The 5,610-nt window shown below is 52.8% G+C and carries 10 protein-coding genes and 3 pseudogenes; 5 read left to right on the top strand and 8 right to left on the bottom strand.

The features are described 5' to 3' along the window. Positions 1–124 (bottom strand): annotated as a pseudogene (locus ACTBDZ_RS14540) (IS256 family transposase); the annotation flags it as partial. Between the two features lie 306 nt (positions 125–430). Here ACTBDZ_RS14540 and ACTBDZ_RS14535 point away from each other — a divergent pair. Together ACTBDZ_RS14535 and ACTBDZ_RS14530 are read left to right on the top strand one after the other, a co-directional pair. Continuing rightward, positions 431–655 carry a hypothetical protein gene (locus tag ACTBDZ_RS14535; RefSeq protein ID WP_438815849.1) on the top strand — a complete coding sequence of 75 codons (225 nt, stop codon included), beginning with the start codon at positions 431–433 and terminating at the stop codon, positions 653–655. A gap of 102 nt (positions 656–757) precedes the next feature. Continuing rightward, positions 758–991 carry a hypothetical protein gene (locus ACTBDZ_RS14530; protein WP_438815848.1) on the top strand — a complete coding sequence of 78 codons (234 nt, stop codon included), beginning with the start codon at positions 758–760 and terminating at the stop codon, positions 989–991. Between the two features lie 54 nt (positions 992–1,045). Here ACTBDZ_RS14530 and fklB read toward each other — a convergent pair whose 3' ends face one another. Next, positions 1,046–1,666 carry an FKBP-type peptidyl-prolyl cis-trans isomerase gene (gene fklB, locus ACTBDZ_RS14525; RefSeq protein ID WP_438815847.1) on the bottom strand — a complete coding sequence of 207 codons (621 nt, stop codon included), beginning with the start codon at positions 1,664–1,666 and terminating at the stop codon, positions 1,046–1,048. A gap of 346 nt (positions 1,667–2,012) precedes the next feature. Here fklB and ACTBDZ_RS14520 point away from each other — a divergent pair, with 346 nt between their 5' ends. Further along, positions 2,013–2,456, top strand: a complete 444-nt coding sequence (locus ACTBDZ_RS14520) for an OapA N-terminal domain-containing protein (protein ID WP_438815846.1) — start codon at positions 2,013–2,015, stop codon at positions 2,454–2,456. Then, on the top strand, positions 2,350–2,658 hold the full coding sequence (locus tag ACTBDZ_RS14515; protein WP_438815845.1) for a LysM-like peptidoglycan-binding domain-containing protein: 309 nt from the start codon (positions 2,350–2,352) through the stop codon (positions 2,656–2,658). Before ACTBDZ_RS14520 ends, ACTBDZ_RS14515 begins: the two co-directional genes overlap by 107 nt. A 7-nt stretch (positions 2,659–2,665) precedes the next feature. On the opposite strand, the gene ACTBDZ_RS14510 is transcribed toward ACTBDZ_RS14515, so the two are convergent. The 5 genes from ACTBDZ_RS14510 to rpsF all read right to left on the bottom strand — a co-directional run bounded on the left by ACTBDZ_RS14510 (position 2,666) and on the right by rpsF (position 4,632). Further along, positions 2,666–3,043 (bottom strand): DUF488 domain-containing protein, encoded by a 378-nt coding sequence (locus ACTBDZ_RS14510; protein ID WP_438815844.1) that lies wholly within the window; start codon positions 3,041–3,043, stop codon positions 2,666–2,668. A gap of 146 nt (positions 3,044–3,189) precedes the next feature. Beyond that, positions 3,190–3,639 carry a 50S ribosomal protein L9 gene (gene rplI, locus ACTBDZ_RS14505; protein ID WP_196907796.1) on the bottom strand — a complete coding sequence of 150 codons (450 nt, stop codon included), beginning with the start codon at positions 3,637–3,639 and terminating at the stop codon, positions 3,190–3,192. Between the two features lie 42 nt (positions 3,640–3,681). Then, a complete protein-coding gene (rpsR, locus tag ACTBDZ_RS14500; RefSeq protein ID WP_000135199.1) occupies positions 3,682–3,909 on the bottom strand; it encodes a 30S ribosomal protein S18 in 228 nt (75 codons plus the stop codon). 4 nt (positions 3,910–3,913) lie between these two features. Next, positions 3,914–4,234, bottom strand: a complete 321-nt coding sequence (gene priB, locus ACTBDZ_RS14495; protein WP_438815843.1) for a primosomal replication protein N — start codon at positions 4,232–4,234, stop codon at positions 3,914–3,916. Positions 4,235–4,239: 5 nt separating this feature from the next. Continuing rightward, positions 4,240–4,632: a 30S ribosomal protein S6 gene (gene rpsF / locus ACTBDZ_RS14490; RefSeq protein WP_195312177.1), complete on the bottom strand. Its 393-nt coding sequence runs from the start codon at positions 4,630–4,632 to the stop codon at positions 4,240–4,242. A gap of 365 nt (positions 4,633–4,997) precedes the next feature. On the opposite strand from rpsF, the pseudogene ACTBDZ_RS14485 reads away from it, so the two are divergent. After that, positions 4,998–5,492, top strand: a pseudogene (locus ACTBDZ_RS14485) (glycoside hydrolase family 32 protein); the annotation flags it as partial. A 6-nt stretch (positions 5,493–5,498) separates the two neighbouring features. Here the strand turns inward: ACTBDZ_RS14485 and ACTBDZ_RS14480 are convergent. Next, positions 5,499–5,610 (bottom strand): annotated as a pseudogene (locus ACTBDZ_RS14480) (IS5 family transposase); the annotation flags it as partial.

The raw sequence follows: 5,610 nt of genomic DNA, 5'->3' as shown, positions 1-5,610 counted from the left end.
CGGCGTTGAGAGCCGCCTCAACGCTGATTTTCTTCATCAGGCGATCGAACTGGCTGAGATCTTCAGGGGTTTTGAGATTTTTGGCCAGTTCATTAGCCAGAGCCTGCAACTGTTTTTCGTCCATAAAAGTAACCTGCTTTTGATGTTGGATTGAACATATCAAAATCAGGCAATTACACAAATTTATGTACAGGCTCTATCCATCTGGAGAACAACATCCTGTTCCCCCGCGCGCTACGCGGCGAATAGTCCCGCAACCTGCGGTACTCTGGTTGCAGGATGAAATAGGCTATCCTGCAACCGCTTTGTCGAATGGTTATTTTCATTAACCCTATTTTCGTTACCAACGAATAGATTGACCTCTTCCCTTTGTTCAGCACCAGCGTAAAGTAACGTTTTCGGTTCTTCTTCTCTTTCAAAAAGAGATCAAATGTCGCCAAAAAACAGAATACATATCTTAGGTGCCTCGGGCTCCGGCACAACGTCCATTGCCAAATGCCTCGCCGAGCGAGTGGGTTATCAACATCTCGATACCGATGATTTTTATTGGCGCGACACATCCCCTCCCTATACGGTGGCAAACGAACCGCAAGAAAGACAGTTACAACTCGCTGGCGCACTGAAAACACATGAACAATGGATTCTCAGCGGCTAGCTGTGTGGCTGGGGAGATATCTTTATCCCGAACTTCGAACTCGTTATCTACGTCTATGTTAAGAATGAAAAACGCCTTGAACGGCTCAAGCGAAGAGAACAAATGCGATTTGGGGACGACATTTTGCCCGGAGGCAAGCAGCATGGACGATATCAGGCATTTATTGAATGGGCTGCGGGTTATGAAACCACAGTGGATGTCAGCCGAAACGCACTTCGGCACAAACAGTGGTTGGAGAAGATCCCCTGCCCTGTCATCCACATCATGAATGAAAGCACCGTTGACGAAGCCGTAAGCGATATAGTGTCACAGTGGGCGTTGAACCCGCCCGTTTGAACCGTCTTTATCAGGGTTTGCAGGGAGCATCATTCAACGCCCCCCGCACCTGCATTAGAGGATTTCCAGCAGTTCGACTTCAAAAATCAGTGCGCTGAACGGCGGAATGGATGCACCTGCACCACGTTCGCCATACGCTAGGTTATGCGGAATATAGAGTTCCCATTTGGAACCGACCGGCATCAGCGTCAGCGCTTCAATCCAGCCAGGAATAACGCCGCTCACCGGAAACTCTGCCGGCCGCCCGCGCTGTACGGAGCTGTCAAACACGCTGCCATCGATCAGGCGGCCCGTATAGTGCACACGCACGCGATCTTGACGTGCGGGGATCGCCCCTTCGCCCTGGGTCAATACGCGGAATTGCAAACCGGACTCAGTCTGGTTGACGCCGTCTTTACCGGCATTGTCTGCCAGGAAATTTTGACCTTCAACGGCCAACGCTTGCTGGCGCTCACAGCGCACCGCATCAGCACGTTCATGAATTTCACGCAGCGCGCGATGTACAACATCCACAGGCACGGCGGGCGCATTGCCTGCCAGTGCATCACGCAGACCTGCCACCAGGGCTTCAGGGATCAACCCTTCCAGGCCAGATTCTTGCAACTGTTGACCAACCTGCAAACCAATACCGTAACTGGCCTGCGCCTCAACGCTCTCGTAAGAAGGGGTGCTCATGGATGTTCCTCATTGTGTAAAAAAATGAAAACGCAGCATAACAGCGCTGGACGGCAGGGTAAAATCTTCTGTGTGATCGTTATACCCGTCATACTTCACGTTGCAGAGACGTTGGCAGCGCGCAGATACCGCGAAAGTCGGCGCACAGTCGAGAAAATCGGCTCTGCCAGTATGAAAGGCGAGCGAATACCATGCCCTATTCTATACTAAGGGTTCCACTTTCTCTCAAATTTGTTACCTTAAGCATCAACACGTTAGCTATTATGACTCTTGTATTACTTTCGTTGGCGCGTTACCTATATACTGGGCAGCTTTACAGGTTGCTATCGTTGCAAGAGAGGTCAGCATGGGCAGAATCGCGCCCAGGAAACGAGTAGCCCCCGCAAGGGATTATCAAGCGCTGATTCGCAGCGTTCTACGCGTTCTTCCGCGTTTGCCTCTGGCTCGGGCCGAAAAACAGCGTAATGCTCCCTCTCTCCCTCTGTCAGCACTGCTTGAGCGTGTGCGTGATCTATTGAGAGGACTGTGGCATCACCCTGACAGCTACCACTGGATGGATCCGTTGCCTGCCTTCCACCGCCGTGCGATTCTGATTGCCTTCGCACTGCTGCTGATCGCACTACTGTGGCCCTATTCGCCGCCAACGTCACGGACTCCGTCATCTGCCACACCCATCACACTCAATGAATCAGCGCCAATGCACGCTAGCCCCGGTAGAGCCAGCCGCGCCAGCCTGGCAGACTTACCCGATTGCCGCAGGACAAACGCTGGCGCAGCTGTTCAGGGATAATAATCTGCCCGTCAACGATGTTTTTGCAATGGCTCAGGTGGAAGGAAGAGATAAGCCACTGAGCAACCTGCGTGCCGGGCAACAGGTCAAACTGCGGCTTAATGCGCAGGGAATGGTGTCTGAGTTGGAGATTGAAACAGCGGATGGCCAGCGGGTGCACTTCACGCGCCAATCCGATGGCGTATTTCTTCGCACGCGTTAAGGTCCGTTCAGGCGTTACACTGCGCGAGCAGAAAATCCCGTAGTACCTGCGCATGATTGCGCTGCGGATCTTTGCTGCCATAGAGCAATGTGACTTCACCCGAGCACGCTAGTGCCGACGTAATGATCTGCCAATGGCGCTGTTGTGCCAGTTCGGCGCGATACTGCGCAACAAAAGCGTCCCATGCGTCTGGCGCTGCGTGGAATGCCTGACGCAGTGCTGTGCTGGGCGCAACCTCTTTAAGCCACTGCGCGCCTTCCAGTCGCTCTTTTCGAACACCACGTGGCCAGAGCCGATCCACCAGAAACGTGGGGTGCGCAAAAGGCAATTGCGCATCATAAACCCGCTGTAAATGAATGTGCGATACATCAGTGGCTGCGGACATAGCGATAACCTCCAGTCATAAACCGGGTTAGCATACGCCCAATTACCTTTGCTGTGCTTACTGATAGCCCATAAAACGCAAAACGCCGACCCGAAGGTCGGCGTTTCACGCATAACGCTCAGCGCCCGAAGGCACCGTGGCATTGCTTATTCAGCAACAACCAGCACGTTCAGCGTAGCGAACACATCGCTGTGAACCTGGAAGCTCACTTCGTGGTCGCCCAGTGTACGCAGTACACCGTTCGGCAGGCGAACTTCGCTTTTAGCGATAGCAACGCCAGCAGCGGTGACAGCATCAGCGATGTCACGCGTACCGATAGAACCGAACAGTTTGCCTTCGTCGCCCGCTTTGGACGCGAGGGTAACGGTACCCAGTTCAGTCAGTTGCGCAGCACGCGCTTGAGCAGCAGCCAGAACGTCAGCCAATTTGGCTTCCAGTTCTGCGCGACGCGCTTCGAAGAACTCAACGTTTTTCTTGGTTGCCGGCACAGCTTTGCCCTGCGGAACCAGGAAGTTACGAGCATAGCCCGCTTTAACGTTTACCTGATCACCCAGGCTGCCCAGGTTTGCTACTTTATCAAGCAGAATAACTTGCATTACCTTATCCTCTCAAAGTCTCGTTAGTGGGACTGTGGCCGATTACTGATGACGATCAGTGTACGGCAACAAAGACAGGTAGCGCGCGCGCTTGATAGCACGGGCCAGTTGACGCTGATACTTGGCACGAGTACCGGTGATACGGCTCGGGACAATTTTACCACTTTCAGTGATGTAGTTTTTCAGCGTTGCGATATCTTTATAGTCGATCTCTTGAACGCCTTCCGCGGTGAAACGGCAGAACTTGCGACGACGGAAATAACGTGCCATTTGGCTAGTCTCCAGAATCTATCAATTCAATCTGCTCGGCATGTAACACCATTTTGTTCAGCCCATTGCGCCCTTGATGGCTGCAAATAAAGCCCTGAACCCTGATGTGCATACCGACCGTTATACTGTGGGTAATTGCTTGCGACTCACGTCCGCTGACAATCACGGGCATACGACACCATGCTTGCCGACGAAGTCCGGCTTCCTCCTGTACCGAGCGGTGCTCAAGCACAAACTGGCAGTGAGGAATGCCCGACGGGCTGACCTTTCGTACCGGCGCCTTACATATCATGCCAGACAGTTCCAGACGATTAGCGGTCGCCACGGCAATTACTCTTCAGAATCCCCAGCTTCAGCATCATCACCGGCTTCAGCGTATTCATCACGACGCTCACGGCGTTCGTCTTTCGCTTTCACCATCGGAGACGCTTCAGTTACAGCGTGTTTGGTACGCATAACCATGCTGCGGATAACGGCATCGTTGAAGCGGAAGTTAGTTTCCAGCTCATCGATCACTTCCTGCGGAGCTTCAACGTTCAGCAGAACGTAGTGTGCCTTGTGCAGTTTGTTGATCGGGTAAGCCAGCTGACGGCGGCCCCAGTCTTCCAGACGGTGGATCTTGCCTTCTGCACCAGTGATAGCACCAGTGTAGCGCTCGATCATGCCCGGAACCTGTTCGCTTTGGTCAGGATGGACCATAAATACGATTTCGTAATGACGCATCGAATAGCTCCTTACGGATTTTTCAGCCTCCTGTCAGGGTCAGCCGCGGCCCATGGAAGCAAGGAACGTGTGTGTATGCGGCTGAAAAAATGACGCGTCAGTATACTTACCCCCGTTAATAAGCGCAAGGCGTTCTCTCGCCGTTTTGTCATGGCCTCTGTGTCGCTTTTTGGAAACCAAACTTACAAAAATCAATACAAATCACGTATTATTAACGAGTTAGCGCCAATAATCGTGATATATCTCTCAGCTACCCGACACGACCGTTTGCCAGCCTAAGTGTTAACGTCGACAATTTTTATCATCCAATCCGGGCGACTCTCTCCAGCGGAACCGTTGTTCAGCAACGATGACAGGTGCATGCCATGATAAAAAACCAAACGCTTCACGATGCCAGTCAGGCCCAGCACCTGCTGGAAAAGCAGCGAAAAGCGCGTTTTTACCCGGCTTTCCATCTCGCTCCCCCCACAGGCTGGATGAACGATCCGAACGGGTTGGCGTACTGTGATGGCCGCTATCATGTGTTTTATCAACACCATCCTTACGATGAACACTGGGGGCCCATGCATTGGGGGCACATGACAAGCCACGATCTGGTGCACTGGCAGCATCAACCCATTGCGCTGGCACCCGGCGACGCCTTCGATAGGGACGGTTGTTTTTCCGGTTGCGCCGTGAATGACAATGGCCTTCTTACGCTTATCTATATCGGTCACGTGTGGTTACAGGGTGTCGGGAATGACGGCGCGATCCGCCAGGTACAATGCATTGCCACCAGCGAAGATGGCCTCCATTTCACCAAACACGGGGTGATAGTCACCCCGCCCGACGGCATCATGCATTTCCGCGACCCTAGGCTGTGTCCCTTAATTGCGTAACCGGTGGTAAAACACGCGGATGCAGCCCAGTTTCACCATTGCTAGATAGTTTCTTGCCGTTTTTTCATAACGTGTGGCGATCCGTCGATATTCCTTTAAA

The organism is Symbiopectobacterium sp., assembly GCF_051710365.1.
GTDB lineage: Bacteria > Pseudomonadota > Gammaproteobacteria > Enterobacterales > Enterobacteriaceae > Symbiopectobacterium.
Note: the sequence above shows the minus strand (reverse complement) of the source record. Positions and strands in the feature narration are given on the sequence as shown.

Coding starts and splice junctions, on each gene's coding strand:
- ACTBDZ_RS14520 (WP_438815846.1), top strand. CDS start 2,013: ATGGGCAGAATCGCGCCCAGGAAACGAGTAGCCCCCGCAAGGGATTAT.
- fklB (WP_438815847.1), bottom strand. CDS start 1,666: ATGAGCACCCCTTCTTACGAGAGCGTTGAGGCGCAGGCCAGTTACGGT.
- rpsR (WP_000135199.1), bottom strand. CDS start 3,909: ATGGCACGTTATTTCCGTCGTCGCAAGTTCTGCCGTTTCACCGCGGAA.
- ACTBDZ_RS14535 (WP_438815849.1), top strand. CDS start 431: ATGTCGCCAAAAAACAGAATACATATCTTAGGTGCCTCGGGCTCCGGC.
- rplI (WP_196907796.1), bottom strand. CDS start 3,639: ATGCAAGTTATTCTGCTTGATAAAGTAGCAAACCTGGGCAGCCTGGGT.
- ACTBDZ_RS14515 (WP_438815845.1), top strand. CDS start 2,350: ATGAATCAGCGCCAATGCACGCTAGCCCCGGTAGAGCCAGCCGCGCCA.
- rpsF (WP_195312177.1), bottom strand. CDS start 4,632: ATGCGTCATTACGAAATCGTATTTATGGTCCATCCTGACCAAAGCGAA.
- ACTBDZ_RS14510 (WP_438815844.1), bottom strand. CDS start 3,043: ATGTCCGCAGCCACTGATGTATCGCACATTCATTTACAGCGGGTTTAT.
- ACTBDZ_RS14530 (WP_438815848.1), top strand. CDS start 758: ATGCGATTTGGGGACGACATTTTGCCCGGAGGCAAGCAGCATGGACGA.